16 protein-coding genes are annotated in these 17,388 nt (G+C 37.3%); all 16 read left to right on the top strand.

From position 1 onward, the window contains the following. Positions 1 to 52 precede the first annotated feature (52 nt). The 16 genes from LD272_RS08985 to LD272_RS09060 all read left to right on the top strand — a co-directional run bounded on the left by LD272_RS08985 (position 53) and on the right by LD272_RS09060 (position 17,345). Positions 53 to 421, top strand: coding sequence for a response regulator (locus LD272_RS08985; RefSeq protein ID WP_226036273.1), 369 nt, complete (start codon positions 53 to 55; stop codon positions 419 to 421). Positions 422 to 694: 273 nt separating this feature from the next. After that, complete coding sequence (locus LD272_RS08990; RefSeq protein WP_226036274.1) at positions 695 to 1,552, top strand: class II fructose-bisphosphate aldolase; 858 nt, start codon at positions 695 to 697, stop codon at positions 1,550 to 1,552. A gap of 500 nt (positions 1,553 to 2,052) precedes the next feature. Beyond that, positions 2,053 to 2,601 (top strand): glycerol-3-phosphate responsive antiterminator, encoded by a 549-nt coding sequence (locus tag LD272_RS08995; RefSeq protein WP_226036275.1) that lies wholly within the window; start codon positions 2,053 to 2,055, stop codon positions 2,599 to 2,601. Positions 2,602 to 2,873: 272 nt separating this feature from the next. Further along, on the top strand, positions 2,874 to 3,704 hold the full coding sequence (locus LD272_RS09000; RefSeq protein WP_226036276.1) for an MIP/aquaporin family protein: 831 nt from the start codon (positions 2,874 to 2,876) through the stop codon (positions 3,702 to 3,704). A gap of 12 nt (positions 3,705 to 3,716) precedes the next feature. Then, positions 3,717 to 5,207, top strand: a complete 1,491-nt coding sequence (gene glpK, locus LD272_RS09005) for a glycerol kinase GlpK (RefSeq protein ID WP_226036277.1) — start codon at positions 3,717 to 3,719, stop codon at positions 5,205 to 5,207. Positions 5,208 to 5,404: 197 nt separating this feature from the next. Next, the gene (locus LD272_RS09010) at positions 5,405 to 7,096 is read left to right on the top strand and encodes a glycerol-3-phosphate dehydrogenase/oxidase (RefSeq protein ID WP_304511941.1); all 1,692 of its coding nucleotides are present in this window, start codon (positions 5,405 to 5,407) and stop codon (positions 7,094 to 7,096) included. Positions 7,097 to 7,309: 213 nt separating this feature from the next. Continuing rightward, complete coding sequence (gene dhaK, locus LD272_RS09015) at positions 7,310 to 8,302, top strand: dihydroxyacetone kinase subunit DhaK (protein WP_226036279.1); 993 nt, start codon at positions 7,310 to 7,312, stop codon at positions 8,300 to 8,302. Positions 8,303 to 8,324: 22 nt separating this feature from the next. Continuing rightward, positions 8,325 to 8,942 (top strand): dihydroxyacetone kinase subunit DhaL, encoded by a 618-nt coding sequence (dhaL, locus tag LD272_RS09020; protein WP_226036280.1) that lies wholly within the window; start codon positions 8,325 to 8,327, stop codon positions 8,940 to 8,942. Between the two features lie 87 nt (positions 8,943 to 9,029). Next, positions 9,030 to 9,410, top strand: a complete 381-nt coding sequence (dhaM, locus tag LD272_RS09025; RefSeq protein ID WP_226036281.1) for a dihydroxyacetone kinase phosphoryl donor subunit DhaM — start codon at positions 9,030 to 9,032, stop codon at positions 9,408 to 9,410. Positions 9,411 to 10,034: 624 nt separating this feature from the next. Further along, positions 10,035 to 11,321, top strand: coding sequence for a UDP-N-acetylglucosamine 1-carboxyvinyltransferase (murA, locus tag LD272_RS09030; protein WP_226036282.1), 1,287 nt, complete (start codon positions 10,035 to 10,037; stop codon positions 11,319 to 11,321). 674 nt (positions 11,322 to 11,995) lie between these two features. Then, positions 11,996 to 13,282: a transcription termination factor Rho gene (rho, locus tag LD272_RS09035; protein WP_226036283.1), complete on the top strand. Its 1,287-nt coding sequence runs from the start codon at positions 11,996 to 11,998 to the stop codon at positions 13,280 to 13,282. Positions 13,283 to 13,495: 213 nt separating this feature from the next. Further along, the gene (locus LD272_RS09040) at positions 13,496 to 13,741 is read left to right on the top strand and encodes a type B 50S ribosomal protein L31 (protein ID WP_226036284.1); all 246 of its coding nucleotides are present in this window, start codon (positions 13,496 to 13,498) and stop codon (positions 13,739 to 13,741) included. A gap of 315 nt (positions 13,742 to 14,056) precedes the next feature. Beyond that, positions 14,057 to 14,683 carry a thymidine kinase gene (locus LD272_RS09045; RefSeq protein ID WP_226036285.1) on the top strand — a complete coding sequence of 209 codons (627 nt, stop codon included), beginning with the start codon at positions 14,057 to 14,059 and terminating at the stop codon, positions 14,681 to 14,683. A 362-nt stretch (positions 14,684 to 15,045) separates the two neighbouring features. Then, positions 15,046 to 15,576 (top strand): sigma-70 family RNA polymerase sigma factor, encoded by a 531-nt coding sequence (locus LD272_RS09050; RefSeq protein ID WP_226036286.1) that lies wholly within the window; start codon positions 15,046 to 15,048, stop codon positions 15,574 to 15,576. Beyond that, the gene (locus LD272_RS09055) at positions 15,566 to 16,609 is read left to right on the top strand and encodes a DUF4030 domain-containing protein (protein WP_226036287.1); all 1,044 of its coding nucleotides are present in this window, start codon (positions 15,566 to 15,568) and stop codon (positions 16,607 to 16,609) included. The genes LD272_RS09050 and LD272_RS09055 overlap by 11 nt, the downstream gene beginning before the upstream one ends. A 322-nt stretch (positions 16,610 to 16,931) precedes the next feature. Beyond that, positions 16,932 to 17,345 (top strand): hypothetical protein, encoded by a 414-nt coding sequence (locus LD272_RS09060; RefSeq protein WP_226036288.1) that lies wholly within the window; start codon positions 16,932 to 16,934, stop codon positions 17,343 to 17,345. Positions 17,346 to 17,388: the final 43 nt, after the last annotated feature.

Genomic DNA, 17,388 nt, shown 5'->3' on the forward strand with positions numbered 1-17,388 from the left:
CTATTTTACTAGAAGGATAACTATAGTAGAAAACTAAATAGGGGGAAACAATGTGAAAACGGTAATGATTGTTGACGACCAACTTGGTATCAGATTACTATTAGAAGAGATCGTTAAGAGTGAAGGGTATCAAGTTGTATCGGCTGAAAATGGCAAACAAGCTTTAGAAAAAATAAGCATGAAAAAACCAGATTTGCTGATAGTTGATTTTAAATTACCAATTATTGACGGACATGAATTACTCAGACAATTAGAACAACAAGAACTACAAATTCCAGCGATTTTAATGAGTGGTATGGCCGAAGTTGCTGCAGAAAAAATAAAAGATTTAAAAATGGTTAAAGAAATATTTGCTAAGCCTTTCGATATTGAACATGTACGAAAACAAATTCATCGTCTTTTAGATGGAAAAAATTCATAATATATACATAATCTTTTTTAAAAAAGTAATACCTGTGAACAGGTGAATCGTGGGTTGCTTTCACTTGTTTATTTAGAATTAAATTTGTAAAAAAACATATAACTACATACAAGTGTCAAAAAAAATTCAGTAAGTAACCGCTTACTGTTGTTTTGATGAGTTGCACCATTGGTTTGGAGTTGGTATTCTTATACTATACCCAATCAAACAACGCGATATTGACTGGATATACCGAATCGTTTTTTTGTTACATATATTAAAGGAGGAAATTAAATGCCATTAGTATCAATGAAAGAAATGCTAGAAACTGCAAAAGCTAATAGTTATGCTGTCGGCCAATTCAACCTAAATAACTTAGAATACGTACAAGCTATTCTACAGGCTGCTGAGGAAGAAAAATCTCCGGTTATTCTTGGGGTTTCTGAAGGCGCTGGAAAATACATGGGTGGATTTAATGTTGTTGTTGCAATGGTTAAATCTCTTATGGATTCATATGGTACAACTGTACCAGTTGCAATTCACTTAGATCACGGTTCAAGCTTTGAAGCATGTTCAAAAGCTATTCACGCCGGATTCACATCGGTAATGATTGACGCTTCACATGGTCCATTTGATGAAAACGTAGCAACAACTTCTAAAGTTGTAGAATTAGCTCATATTCACGGTGTATCAGTTGAGGCTGAGCTAGGTGTTGTTGGTGGACAAGAAGATGACGTAATCGCTGATGGTGTTATCTATGCTGATCCAAAAGAATGTCAAGAGCTTGTAGAGCGTACAGGTATTGACTGTCTTGCTCCAGCACTAGGATCTGTTCACGGACCATATAAAGGTGAACCAAACCTAGGTTTCAAAGAAATGGAAGAAATCGGTTCTGCTGCTAGTGTTCCACTTGTACTTCACGGTGGTACTGGTATTCCAACTGCTGACATTAAACGTGCGATTTCTTATGGCACATCAAAAATCAATGTCAACACAGAGAACCAAATTCAACAGGCGAAAAAAGTACGCGAAGTATTGGCTGCACAACCAGACCAAATTGACCCACGTAAATACTTAGGGCCAAGTCGCGATGCAATTAAAGAAACAGTAATCGGTAAAATGCGTGAGTTCGGTTCTTCTAACCAAGCATAATTGCCTATCATATAATTCTAAGGACTATCCATTTGTGGGTAGTCTTTTTTATGGTCTAGTCTGCAAGATATAAATAGTTTATTAAGTTAAGGAATTCCATCAATTAGGTTGATTTGGGTGATATAGTAGGTCGCATCACAAAGCACAATAAATAGTAAATTTTCACAAAAACAAAGCAGTTTTTTCATCAAATACCTGAATAGATCATTGGTGAATGTGGATAAAAGTAGTACGGAAGAAGTTCAGTTACATCGTCCGCACTGTAATGAAACTATAATAGAGGCGAGAACTATCCCGAGTGAATAGCACTCACTTGAGGCGTAATTAGGTGCGGTAGCAATTTGAGTAAATTAGTTAAGTATAGTATAGTTTCGGTCTACTTAACTTTGGGTTATGGAAAAAAATGGAAACATAGGTGCAAGAATTGGAATTCGCTAATAGATTGCAACTACCAGGGTTTATCTCATGGATATAGATTATGGAAAAGGGGGAGTGATTTCATGATAGAGTTAAAAGGAGTGCTACCAGCTATAAGGAATATGAAGGATTTTGACAGAGTGATTGATAGTAAACTGGAGAATCTTATGTTCTTAGAGACAAGAATTTCTCAATTGGGTCATTTAGTGAAGTATTCAAAAGAAAATGGAAAAACTGTTTTTGTTCACATGGATTTAATTCAAGGATTAAAATCTGATGAATATGGGATGGAATATCTGATACGAAATTTAAAAGTCGATGGAATTGTTTCTACTAGGGGTAGCGTAATTGGCTTCGCCAAGAAAAATAATGTATTAACTATTCAACGTTTATTTGCCTTGGATAGTATGGGAATCAATCATAACATTGCGTTGACTAAAAAACATAGACCTGATTATATAGAAGTACTACCTGGTATAATGCCAACCATATTATCAGAAGTTCGTGAACGGACAAAGTTACCTATTATAGCTGGCGGTCTGATTCGTTCTAAACAGGATGTGGAAAATGCCTTTGAAGCTGGAGCTTCTGCAGTTACTACTTCACGATCAAAATTATGGGATTTGAACTAGTCATAAAATTATCATCGGTATTCAACGAAGGTTTGTGACTTTTTAAACATTTTAATCGAAAATGTATTGACTCCGCTTTCATTTAATATTATGATTACTTTATAACAAGTTAAAGAAATGTGATGGAGATATGGAGCCCACACACAAAAGTGTACTTTCCTAGGAAAGGGTACATTATTTTGTGTGTGGGCTTTTTTGTCTTCACCCTGACGGCCGTCCATTATTTGTTGTAGTTTATATTCTATTAACCATAGCATAAGGGGTGTTTGTTAATGTCGGAGTTTTTAGCTGAATTAATTGGAACTATGATTGTTGTCATTTTTGGTGGCGGTGTTGTTGCTGGTGTCGTATTAAAAAAATCGAAAGCAGAAGGTGCAGGCTGGATAGTTATTACGCTTGGATGGGGTTTAGCAGTTACAATGGCTGTTTATGCAGTAGGTCAATTTTCGGGGGCTCACGTTAATCCAGCGGTGACTTTGGGATTTGCCTCAGTAGGTGATTTTCCGTGGTCGAAAGTTCCATTATATGTTACTGCACAATTGGTTGGTGCTTTTATTGGTGGAGTAATTGTATTTCTAAATTACTTACCACACTGGAAAGAAACAAAAGATACTAGTGCGAAATTAGCTGTATTCTCAACGGAACCTGCAGTACGTAGCCCTTTCTCAAACTTAATTAGTGAATTAATTGGTACATTTGTGCTTGTTATGGGATTAATGTTTATTGGTGCAAATGAATTTACAGAAGGTTTAAATCCACTAATTGTAGGTGCATTAATTGTTGCGATTGGAATGTCACTGGGAGGGACAACCGGTTATGCAATTAATCCAGCTCGTGATTTAGGTCCAAGAATTGTCCATGCGCTACTTCCTATTCCGGGTAAAGGTGGATCGGATTGGGGTTATAGTTGGATTCCAGTTGTTGGTCCAATTTTCGGGGGAGTTTATGGGGCTGTTTTCTATAAAGCTATATTTTTAGCTGAATTTTCGATTTTATTCTGGATACTAAGTGCTGTTGTAGCCTTGATTTTGTTGGGTGCAGCATCATCCGAGCTGAAAAAGGATAGAACAACTATACATCAAGTCGAACGAAAAATCGTTTAAGGGGGATTTTACATGGAGAAGTATATTTTATCGATAGATCAAGGAACAACAAGCTCGCGAGCAATTCTTTTTAATCATGACGGTGAAATTAAAGGAACTGCTCAACATGAATTCGAACAATTTTTTCAGAAGCCAGGCTGGGTTGAGCATGATGCAAATGAAATTTGGACTTCAGTTTTAGGAGTTATTTCTGAGGTAATGCGTAAGGGTGACGTGGAACCTGCACAAATAGCAGGTATCGGCATTACCAACCAACGTGAAACAACAGTAGTTTGGGATAAAAATACAGGAAAGCCTATATATAAGGCACTTGTTTGGCAATCTCGTCAAACAGACGACATTTGTAAGGAACTCCGAGATCAGGGTCACAACGATCTCTTTAGAGAGAAAACGGGCTTACTAATTGATGCATATTTCTCCGGAACTAAAGTAAAATGGGTATTAGATAATGTTGAAGGTGCTAGAGAAAAAGCAGATAACGGAGATCTAATGTTCGGAACAATTGATACGTGGTTAATTTATAAACTAACTGGTGGTAAAAAACATGTGACCGACTACTCTAATGCTTCCCGTACATTAATGTATAATATTTATGATTTACAGTGGGATCAGGAATTATTAGATATTTTAACAGTGCCTGCTAGTATGCTACCGGAGGTCCATCAATCGTCTGAAATATATGGATACACTGTGGACTACCATTTCTATGGTTATCAAGTACCGATTGCCGGTGTTGCTGGTGACCAACAAGCAGCATTATTTGGACAAGCATGTTATGAGAGTGGTATGGCAAAGAACACGTATGGTACTGGATGTTTTATGTTAATGAATACTGGTGAAAAAGCTGTACCTTCTGAGCATGGTTTGCTTACAACGCTAGCTTGGGGTATAGATGGCAAGGTGGAGTATGCATTAGAAGGAAGTATTTTTGTTGCAGGTTCTGCTATTCAATGGTTACGTGATGGACTACGTATGTTCAGGGATGCAAAGGATAGTGAGGCATATGCAACAAGGGTTGATTCAAGCGGTGGCGTGTATATGGTGCCAGCATTTGTTGGTCTTGGTACACCATATTGGGATAGTGATGCTCGTGGTGCCGTATTTGGTATTACTCGTGGAACATCAAAAGAACACTTTGTCCGTGCAACACTAGAATCTCTTGCTTATCAAACAAAGGATGTATTAGATGCCATGATTGCTGATTCAGGGATAGAACTTAAAGCCTTGAGAGTAGATGGTGGAGCTGTTCATAATAACTTTTTAATGCAATTCCAAAGTGATATTCTTGGTGTGCCAGTCGAACGTCCAGTGGTAAGTGAAACAACAGCATTGGGTGCCGCCTACTTAGCTGGCTTAGCGGTTGGATATTGGGATAATCGTGAAGAAATTTCAAAACAGTGGAAGAAAGAAAAAACATATACATCTGAGATGACAAAAGAAAACAGTGATCAACTGTATCAAGGTTGGCAAAAAGCGGTTGAAGCGACAAGAAAGTTTAAATGATTTTCTGAAAATCCCTCATGGATGGTATAACAATTTCACAAGTTAATAGAATGGTGCGAAGACATGAGAGGCCACAAAAACTCTATAGATATAATCTTAGGGGTATTTGTGGTCTCTTCTTTCAATATGTATTTTTTCTGTGTAGATGAGGTACCCAGAAATGAATCGTTACGAATAGACAAAAGGAGCGATGAATGATGGAGTTTTCTAGTTTGAAAAGGAAAGAGATTTACGAAAAAATGATGAATCAAAGCAATGATTTAATCGTTATTGGTGGTGGAATTACTGGTGCCGGTATCGCCTTAGATGCTGCGAATAGAGGAATGAACGTAACCTTAGTAGATATGCAGGATTTTGCTGCAGGTACTTCAAGTAGATCTACGAAACTCGTTCATGGTGGATTACGTTATTTAAAACAATTTGAAGTAAAGATGGTTGCCGAAGTAGGAAAAGAACGTGCGATTGTATATGAGAATGGTCCGCACTTAACGACACCAGAGTGGATGATGCTTCCTTTTTATAAGGGTGGAACTTTTGGTCCTTTTTCAACCAATATTGGTCTTCGAGTTTATGATTTCCTTGCAGGTGTTAAAAAAAGTGAACGAAGAAAAATGTTTAGTAAAGAGGAGGCAATCAAACGAGAACCATTGTTAAAAGAGGATAATCTGAAAGGCGCTGGCTTCTACGTGGAGTATAAGACAGACGATGCTCGGTTAACTTTAGAAGTAATGAAAAAAGCGGTTGAAAAGGGTGCACTGGCTCTTAACTATGTCAAAGTAGAGCAGATGATCTATGAAAAAGGTAAGGTAATCGGTGTCGAAGTCGAGGATCAAATTGATCAAACCAAACATAGTATTTATTCGAAAACCATTGTTAATGCCGCCGGTCCTTGGGTAGATACACTAAGAGAAAAGGATCATTCTAAAAAAGGTAAGAGATTGAGGTTAACAAAAGGTATTCATTTAGTATTTGATGGAGAAAAATTCCCCTTAAAACAGGCACTATATTTTGATACGCCTGACGGAAGAATGGTATTTGCTATTCCACGTGAAGGCAAAACATATGTGGGTACCACCGACACGGTTTATGAGGGGAATATCGGTCATCCAACCATGACTGAATCAGATCGTGATTATGTGCTGAATGCTATTAAATTAATGTTCCCACATCTTTCAATCGGAGTAGAGGACGTTGAATCAAGCTGGGCCGGTCTCAGACCTTTGATTTATGAGGAAGGTAAAGATCCGTCAGAAATTTCTAGAAAAGATGAAATTTTTATATCGGATTCTGGATTTATTTCCATTGCGGGTGGTAAATTAACTGGTTACCGGAAAATGGCTGAAAGTATTGTCAACTTAGTATCTAAAAACCTTAAGAAAACGGAAGACATAATTTATTCGTATGCGTCAACGAAGCATCTTCCTATTTCAGGTGGAGATGTTGGAGGTTCTCAAGGTTTAACAACGTTTACTGCAGATAAAGTTGCAGAAGCTAAAAAAATTGGCATATCTGAGACAGATGCAAACCTCCTTATTCAACGTTATGGATCAAATATTTCTAGTATCTACGAGATATACCAAAATGAAAAAGAACAAGCTAAAGAAGCGCAGTTAGACCCGCTTTTATATGCTAAGGTTCGTTACTCAATTGATTATGAACTGTGCTATAAACCAGTCGATTTCTTTATTCGGCGAACAGGAGCATTATTTTTTGACATCGACTGGGTGAGAATGAATAAAGATTCGGTCATAAGCTATATGGCAAAACGACTAAACTGGTCTAATCAACAAATGAAAGGCTATGTCGATGAGCTAGAAACTTTTCTTTATGAAGCAAATAATCCAGTTCAAGAATATAAAGGTATAGCTGTAGATACAATAGCATTGTAAATAAAAAAAAGAGGTTAGCTCTAATCGTAGTAGGTAAGTTAAAGGGTTTACTACTGGGCTTAACTTCTTTGTTTGTTTTGCAAAGGTTGTAACTAGAACACTAGCCTCATGCACATGTTAGGTTTACAGCAACTCAAGGGACAGTATTCATCAACTCTTTTGAGAGATGGGATAAGTAAAGCGCTATATTTAAATAATTGAGGAGTTGTCATTATGAAAAAAATTATTAATGATCCAAATATGGTCGTAGAAGAAATGTTAAAAGGAATGGAAATTGCTTTTCCTAATCGTTTAAAAGTAGTACCAAACACTAAAGTAATCGTTCGAAAGGATGCACCAGTAGTCAACAAAGTAGCACTTGTAAGTGGAGGAGGTAGTGGTCATGAGCCTGCCCACGCTGGCTATATTGGAGCGGGAATGCTGGATGCTGCAGTTGTTGGTGAGGTATTCACCTCTCCTACACCGGATCAAGTCTATGAAGCTATTAAAGCAGTCGATGGTGGAGCGGGAGTCTTCTTGGTTATTAAAAACTACACCGGTGACGTAATGAATTTTGAAATGGCTGCAGAGCTGGCAGAAGCAGAAGGAATTAAGGTAGATAAGGTAGTAGTTAATGATGATGTTGCTGTAGAGGACAGCTCATTTACTACGGGGCGTCGAGGTATTGCAGGTACTGTTTTTGTTCATAAAATTGCAGGAGCTAAGGCCAAAACGGGTGCGACATTAGAAGAGGTGAAAAGGATTGCCGAAAAAGTGAATGACAATGTACGTTCGATGGGTATGGCCATCAGTCCGTGTACAGTTCCAGCGGCTGGAACACCTAGCTTTGAGTTAGCAGATAATGAAATGGAAATTGGCATAGGAATCCACGGTGAACCAGGAATTGAAAGGAAAGTAATCACTAGTGCTGACGAAATAGCTGATGAGCTAACACAAAAAATACTTGAAGATCTAGATTTTAACGATTCAGAGGTTGCAGTAATGATTAATGGATTAGGTTCAACACCTGAAATGGAACTTTTTATTATCAATGCAAAAGTGAATGAAATCCTAACAGAAAAAGGAATAAAGGTGTATAAGACATTTGTTGGTGAATACATGACGTCACTAGAAATGGCTGGGTGTTCCGTTACCCTTTTGAAATTGGACGATGAACTAAAACAATTACTCGATGCGGAATCAAGTGCTCCAGCATTTCGAGTTTAGGATGATGGAGGAGGAGTGTACCATGTTACTTACAGTTCAAGACAGCATAAATTGGATTAGACTTACCAATGGAAAAGTGCAAGAGAATAGGGAATACCTTACAACACTTGATCAAGCAATAGGTGACGGAGATCATGGAATTAACATGTCGCGTGGATTTAATGAGGTAATGAGCAAAGTTCATGTTTCAGAATATGAAACAGTAGCGGAAGTGTTCAAGGATGTGGCTATGACATTAATTAGTAAGGTCGGTGGTGCATCAGGTCCATTGTATGGGACAGCTTTTTTAAAGATGTCGACAGCTCTCAAAGGAAATGGAAAAGAGGTAGATTTTACATCCTTTACTAACGCAATTGATGAAGGGCTAAAAGGAATAGTAATGCGAGGGAAGGCAAAAGAAGGTGATAAAACAATGATTGATGTTTGGGCACCTGTACTTAAATTATTGAAAGAGAGTGAAGAAGTAGATCCGGAACAATTAGCTGTTACAGCAAAAGTCGCTGTCGAGGCTACAAAGCACATAAAAGCTACAAAAGGTCGAGCTGCTTATCTAGGTGATCGATCAATTGAACACATTGATCCAGGTGCTATGTCTTCTTACTATTTATTTGAAGCATTGGCGGAGGTTTTATCAACATAAAGGTGTTCTTCAAGTGCTCATTTTCAAAGAGGCGTAGCGAGCAGAACCCCTTAAAAACAATTTGAACAAAAGGAGCGCATATAAGGTATGTCAAACGTAGGAATTGTTTTGATTTCACATAGCCCTAAAGTGGTAGAAGGAATAAAGGATATCATTCGTCAAGTTATCCATAATGTACCGATTGAGCTGGCTGGAGGTACAGAGGATGACGAGATCGGAACAAGTGTAGATAAGATTCAACAAGCAATCAACCGAGCGCATAACGAAAAAGGAGTGCTATTGCTGTTTGACTTAGGCAGTGCAATGATGAATGCTGAGCTTGCGGTCGAATTATCCGACTATGACAACATTAAAGTAGCAGAAAATGTTCCTTTGTTAGAGGGAGCTTATGTGGCTGCAGTTGAATCAGGTCTAGGTAAATCAATAGATGAAGTACTTGAATCAGCTAAGGCGTGTCTTGACTTATAAAGAATAGAACGGAACCCCAAGGTTAATTTCTTCTTTGGGGTTTTTGTATGAGAAAAAAAGTAATATGGTTACGATGATTCTTTAAATTGATGCAGGCTCAAGCAATCTAAAAAACAAGTATCGTAGTAGCGGCCAAGAGTTCTCGGTGCTTTGATAACAAATGTGGATTGAAATAACACGGGACAGGTAAGAGCGAAAACGGTTATGCGAGTAAGTGCCATTAATATTGTTCCTTTACAAGCAAAAAAATTAGCTTGTTGGTTCAATTATATATATAATGATAAATAGTGCGAATTAACTTTCCGATACAATCCGAAATTCGACACTACCTGACAAACGTCGAGCTTTTCTACTAGCAAGTATCAATAGTGATTAATACAAGCTTTAATAATGTTCCTATATTTGTTAAAATTAATAATTAATATATAGTCAATTTCATAATACTGATGTTTTGCAATTATGAATTGATTCAATGTAAGAAATAATGTATTGTTTTGGTAAATTTGTGCAAACTAAGGTTGTTATAAATAGCTCCTTCTTTTTAATCTAAAAAGAAGGACAAAATGGCGGGTAAATATATATCCGTTTTTGTTACATCAACCTCGAAAAAGTGAGGAGTTTCCTATGCAAAAAATACTCGTAGAAGGAGGCTATCCTTTAAACGGTAAAGTAAGAGTCAGTGGAGCGAAAAATAGTGCAGTAGCACTGTTGCCTGCAGCTATACTAGCCGATTCAAAAGTCATCATTGAAGGATTGCCACAAATTTCAGATCTTGATATTTTAGGGGAGTTACTAGAAGAAATAGGAGGCACCGTCTCATGGAGTGGCAGTACGATTCACATTGATCCCAGTCGAATGACTTCAATGCCATTACCAAACGGTAAAGTGAAAAAACTCCGGGCTTCCTATTATTTTATGGGAGCTATGTTAGGTAGATTCAAAAAAGCTGTCATTGGCTTGCCGGGTGGTTGTCATCTTGGACCTCGGCCAATTGATCAACACATCAAAGGCTTCGAAGCTTTAGGTGCGAAGGTAACAAATGAACAAGGTGCGATCTATTTGCGTGCTGATGAACTCAGAGGTGCACGAATTTACTTAGATGTTGTAAGTGTCGGTGCTACAATTAATATTATGCTGGCAGCTGTTAGAGCAAAAGGTAAAACAATCATAGAGAATGCAGCAAGAGAACCTGAAATAATTGACGTAGCTACTTTATTAACTAGCATGGGTGCTAAGATTAAAGGTGCTGGTACCGATGTTATCCGAATTGAAGGTGTCGAAACATTAACAGGATGCATGCACACAATTATTCCGGACAGAATTGAAGCAGGTACTTACACAATTTTAGCTGCTGCTCAAGGTGAGAAAGTGCTAATTGATAATGTTATCCCTCAACATCTTGAACCAGTGTTAGCGAAGTTACGTGAAATGGGAGTTTCGATTGAAGAGGGGGATGAACAATTACTGGTCCAACCCGCGAAGAAACTAAAGAGTGTAGACATCAAAACGCTGGTGCATCCAGGGTTTCCAACTGATCTACAGCAACCATTCACATCACTTTTAACACGCGCAACAGGTACAGGCTTAGTGACAGATACGATTTACCAAGCAAGGTTTAAACATATTGACGAGTTGCGAAGAATGAATGCTCAAATTAAAGTAGAGGGTGGTTCAGCAATAATTACTGGCCCAGTCCAGCTAGAAGGTGCAAAGGTAAAAGCTAGTGACCTTCGTGCAGGGGCAGCTTTAATTGTGGCTGGATTAATGGCAGACGGCATAACGGAAATAACCGGACTTGAGCACATTGATCGGGGTTATGAACAAATAACTGAAAAATTATCCAATCTTGGTGCCAAGATATGGCGTGAAGAGATGACAGAAGCTGAAATAGAGCAATTCCAGAACTCTTAAAACAACAGGAACAGCTCTTGAAATTTTAACTCCAGAGGAAGCTAAGACACCTTAGCTTCCTCTCCTTTATAATCCCTAACCAATTAAAATTTATACTTATTTGCTATCTTCTGTATAAATAATCCAACTATTATTTTAAGAAGCACTATTATTTGTAGCGATATACAAGGAAAATGACGCAATTACTCAAAAAAATTCAAAAATGTACGAATATTATGTTATAACTTTGAATTTAAGTGTAAAATAGAGTTGAATAATCTAATTTTAACAGGTACTATTGAAGAGGTTTAACAAAATAGATTTAGGCAATCCTATCCATGACTCAAGAAATTAAAACTTCTATTCTAGCTTTATGCTTTCCATCCTATCTTCTTGGAATAGCTCAGTTGCTACGGAAATCCATACTCCACAGGAATTCTTCATCAAGTACTGACAGCTTTAAAAACCAATTTCCAGGTAAGAACTTCATTTCAGGAATTGCATTAATCCAATAGCTTATAACAGCATAATTTTTCAAAATAAATGTGTGCTACAGAAATACTCTGTAATACTATTTATATTTGATATGTAGTTATTTTCATTGATAGAGCCTGAACTTTTTTAACTATTACTTGATGTTTGTATTAAGTAGAACAAGATTTAAAAATATAAAATTAAATAGGTGTGGTGATTTTGTGGCTGAAGTAACAATAGCTCAATTAGAGTCAATGACATTAAAGGACCTCTATGCGAAAGCTAAAGAATTTAAAGTATCATATTATTCTAAATTAACGAAAAGAGAACTCACTTTTGCTATTTTAAAGGCTCAAGCTGAAAAAAGTGGATTCTTATTCATGGACGGAATTTTGGAAATTATTCCATCGGAAGGATTTGGATTTTTAAGACCCATTAATTATTCCCCGAGTGCTGAAGACATCTATATATCTGCTTCGCAAATACGTCGTTTCGATCTCCGTAATGGTGATTCAGTTTCAGGTAAAGTCCGTCCACCGAAGGAAAATGAAAGGTATTATGGCTTACTACACGTAGATGCTGTTAATGGGGAGAACCCTGAAATTGCAAAAGAACGTGTCCATTTTCCAGCATTAACACCGCTATATCCAGATCGTTTAATGCAATTAGAAACAGAAACAAAGAACATATCTACTCGCATTATTGATATGCTTACACCAGTAGGACATGGGCAGCGTGGCTTAATTGTAGCACCACCAAAAGCTGGTAAAACAATGCTATTAAAGCAAATTGCTAATAGTATTTCGAAGAACCATCCTGATACAAAGTTAATCATTCTATTAGTGGATGAGCGTCCTGAGGAAGTAACGGATATCGAACGGTCTGTTCATCCTGATGTTGATGTTGTTAGTTCTACATTTGATGAAGTACCAGAAAACCATATCAAAGTTTCAGAATTAGTCTTAGAACGAGCAATGCGTTTAGTAGAGCATAAGAAAGATGTAGTTATTTTAATGGATAGTATAACTCGATTAGCAAGAGCGTATAACCTAGTAATTCCGCCAAGTGGCCGAACACTATCCGGTGGTATTGACCCAGCAGCGTTCCATCGTCCAAAACGGTTCTTCGGGGCTGCACGAAATATTGAAGAAGGTGGAAGCTTTACAATCCTTGCTACCGCATTAGTAGATACTGGTTCGCGTATGGATGAAGTTATCTATGAAGAATTTAAAGGAACCGGTAATATGGAGCTGCACTTAGATAGAAACCTTGCAAACCGTCGTATTTTCCCTGCAATGGATATTGTAAGGTCAAGTACAAGGAAAGAAGAGCTATTACTTCCAAAAGATTATCTTGATAAGATGTGGATGATTAGAAAAACAATGCAAGACTCTCCAGATTTCCTTGAACGTTTCTTAAAGAAATTAAAAAATTCAAAGAATAATGAAGAATTCTTCCAAAATATGGACGAAGAAATGAAGCGAAAAGGGATGAACCGCAGATCCTAACAGAGAAACTTGTTTTGTTGATAGAGTAAAATTAGAAACAAGTTGTTGCAAAGCAATTTTTACACTGTTATAATCTTTCTGTATGAGTTTTATACTATTATAAAATATTGCCTTTATAGGTTAATATTTTTTAATGCTACAAAGCAAAATTGCTTTAGTAGCTCTACAATAACTCTGTTTCCAAGGGATTCAGGGCAAAAGGAGTGGAAAGACATGAAAAAGGATATTCATCCAGGTTACAGAAAAGTAGTATTCCTTGATACAAGTTCTGATTACAAATTTCTTACAGGATCAACAAAGTCTTCAGAAGAGACTATTGAATGGGAAGATGGTAACTCATACCCATTAATCCGTGTAGAAATCAGCTCAGATTCTCACCCTTTCTATACTGGCAAGCAAAAAGCTGACAAAGCTGGCGGCCGTGTAGACAGATTTAAGAAAAAATACAATCTTGGCTAAAAAGCGAAGCAGGCTCGTTCAGCCGAACGCTTCCTAGATTGAATAAAATCGGTATGGACTCTGTTCCAACCAAGATGAAACAGGCAAATTGTCTAACTTTTGCCTGTTTTTTTCTTTTTGAAAGTGCAAAAAATCAAAATTGCGCCCAAAATGATTTTGAAATCTTTTTTTAGGTTATTTTTTAAATAACCCTGATATTTATATAAATAAATGGTAAAATTTTATCAGATACTGACGAATAAATTAACAAATACTAATGGTTAATCACACAAAATAATAGTGCATTTTTCTAACTGATGAAGGGAGAGCCCGCGCGTGTATGTAATGAAACAAAGTGGATGGGTAGAACTTATTTGTGGCAGCATGTTTTCAGGTAAATCAGAGGAACTTATAAGGCGTGTCCGTCGTGCTACATATGGAAATCTGTCTGTAAGAGTCTACAAGCCTGCAATTGACAGCCGGTATTCAGAAGAGTCGGTGGTATCTCATAATGGTACGTCTGTTATGGCTCGCCCTGTTGATAGCTCCGAGGATATAATTAAACATATGGATAAAAACATAGACGTAGTAGGTATTGATGAAGTGCAGTTTTTTGATGAAAACATCGTCGAAATAGTTGATGAGTTAGCAAATCACGGTCACCGTGTGATCGTAGCTGGACTAGACACAGACTTCCGTGGTGTACCTTTTGGCCCAATGCCTAATTTAATGGCGTTAAGTGAAACGGTGACAAAATTAAATGCGATCTGCCCGATTTGTGGCTCGCCTGCTAGTAGAACGCAGCGGTTAATTAATGGAAAGCCCGCATCTTATGATGATCCGATTATTTTGGTTGGTGCCTCGGAATCATACGAACCAAGATGTCGTCACCACCACCAGGTCCCGAATCGTCCCATTCAAAAATGGAACATTGGTGCATCTAAAGTAGCTAACTATAAATAAGTATTTCTAACGAGCCTGAACTAATTCAGGCTCGTTTTGCTTCGCATAAAAATCCCCTCTAGATTTATCCGTAATTACTTTCAATCCCCCTAAATCTACCTTATAACTCTATGTTGATTTCCGTTACATGCAGTCACTTTCCGCGGTCAACGACTCCACTTCCTCTGTAGAAATCCGATTCCACTATAAATAAGGAAAAAGTTTCGTCATAGTATAGATGTTGTATTAAAAAAATAATTTTTTTTGATGGGACGAGAACCGCAGTCTGAATCTTTTAGAAAACAGCATAAATAAAATATAATTTGTTGAGCCAAATCTAATGTTTAATCGTCTAATAAGTATTAAAGAGTCAGACAGGGAAGGTGATTATAATCCAAAGGTTAGTGGCAAAAGCTCAAAAGGGTAGTGATAAAGCATTTCTAAAGCTTTTTAAGGAATACGAAGAAGATATATACCGAACTGCATATGTTTATGTCAAAAATCAGCATGATGCCTTAGATATAGTGCAAGAAACTGCATACAAAGCATTTAAGAATATTAACAGCTTAAAGAATCCTAACTACGTAAAGTCTTGGATAATCAAAATTGCAGTTAGTTGCTCGATTGATTTAATAAGGAAAAACAAGAAGGTTGTTCAACTTCACCCAGACCATGAACAGTTTATTGGGACTGAAGATCATAATATCCCTTTATCGATTACTCTTAACAACATATTGGAAGACCTCAATGAGACAGAAAAAAAAGTTATTCTTTTGAAATATTACTTCGGCTATACTTTTCATGAGATTTCTGAATTGGAGGATCTCCCGTTAGGAACGGTGAAATCCGTGGTTTATCGTGCATTAGCAAAGCTCCGTAACCAAGTAAGGAGGGACGATATGTATGAGCAATAAAATTAAACGCGAATTAGAAAATATTGATATACCAACTGAATTGCAAGATAGAGCTCGGCTTGGTGTTAATAAAGCAAAAGGTGAAATGGACCGAGACTCCTTTCACTTTATTAAAAACAAATGGGTAGTTACTTCTAGCGCTATTGTTTTGGGTTTCTTTTTACTAATAGGTTCTGCATTTATTTCACCAACAATGTCAGAAATCCTAGCGAAGGTCCCATTTTTAAACCTTATTCAATCCGAATCGATCGTAAAAATTGTTAGTGATGAATTAAAAGAACAAGGCTACCAGGTTCAAGGTGTAAGTGATTCTGCCTATCCAGATAAAATTATTTATGTTTCGATTGATGGTACTGATCAGTACTATGATGACGTTAAAGATCAGGTTAAGGATAAGACTGAAGAAATCCTAGGAGAGAGTAACTACGATGCTTTCTCAGTAGAGATAGAAAAATTCAAGGAACATCGTAACATTGAGCCGAACTTAGATGAAAAATCAAAACAATACATGGAAGAAACCGAAGTATTAATGGAAGCAATAAGCGAAAGATTAGATGCTGAAGGTTTTGAGATAACAACATTTGGTGTCACGCATAATCAATTTGATCACTATGTTCAGCTTGATATCCCAGATAATGAACCTAGAAACGGTGAATTAAAACAATTGATAGAAGAAGTGATTGGACAACATGATTTTGGTGATTTTGAAGTTAAACTAAATAAATATAACGAGGAACGAAGAGACCTCGAAATGGCTGTTAGTAGCAAAGTGATCGGGCCGCTTCATGAGGCACTTCGAGCGAGAGAAGAATTTCATACAAAAGGGATGGCATATTCTTTTCACCCTGCCCCATTACAAATAATTGTCAAAACAACGGTTAAAAGTACAGACAAAGATGCGAAAGAATTTGCAGCAGATCTTGAAACAACTGTTGAAAAATTTCTAGCCACCGAAGAAATTAAAAAGGTTATGAAGGATGAACCATATAAAATTATCATCCGAAGTTCAAATCAAAAGAAGCTAAACAAATAGTATTTAAACGAGCTCAATTTGAGCTCGTTTTTGTATTTATGGCGATTTACCCTCCTTTTTTTATATGCAAAAAATCTGTTCAGTAAAACCGAAACAATGCTCTCAATAGGTTATTCGCCCCGAGTTAGCCCTGATTCACCCCAGAAGTAGAACTATTCGCCTGAAAATCGAAATGATTCGCCCCAAATTCCAAATTATTCACCCCAAACGAAGAAAGATTCGCCTCGATCCAAATTCCGCACAACTTCTCTTGATAAAATTTCCACTACTTGGGAACACTAAATGGTAAGTGTAAATACTTAGAGGAGGTACCTGAATACTAATGAAACTTCGTGAAATTTTGTGTCTAGTTATCTTGTCAATACTACTTACAGCATGTCAGCAGGGCGACGATCGTTCTGAAGTTATCCGTGACCCTGAAGCGCCGCTTGGTCCTGATGAATTTGAGACGACTGATGAGGGCTTCACACAAATTAATCAGCCTGGACCTCGGACATTTGATCAGACAGGAGAAAGTGTGGATGTGATCAGAGACAAAAAAACAATTAAGCAGGCTGCTGAACGGATGCCAGATGTAAAGGTGCAATCGGTCTCCATCAATCAGTCTGATGCGTATGTAAGAGTGAAAATAAATGCGCCAATGAATGAATTTGAAAAAAAGGATTGGAGTTCCAATATAAAATCAGCTATTGAGGGTGTTACTCAGCGCTATGACGTCCATGTTAGCGTAGAATAACTAAAGCTTTAGTGTGAATTGTTAAAAAGCCTTTTGACGGGGG

Source organism: Aquibacillus saliphilus, assembly GCF_020404745.1.
Taxonomy (GTDB): domain Bacteria; phylum Bacillota; class Bacilli; order Bacillales; family Amphibacillaceae; genus Aquibacillus; species Aquibacillus saliphilus.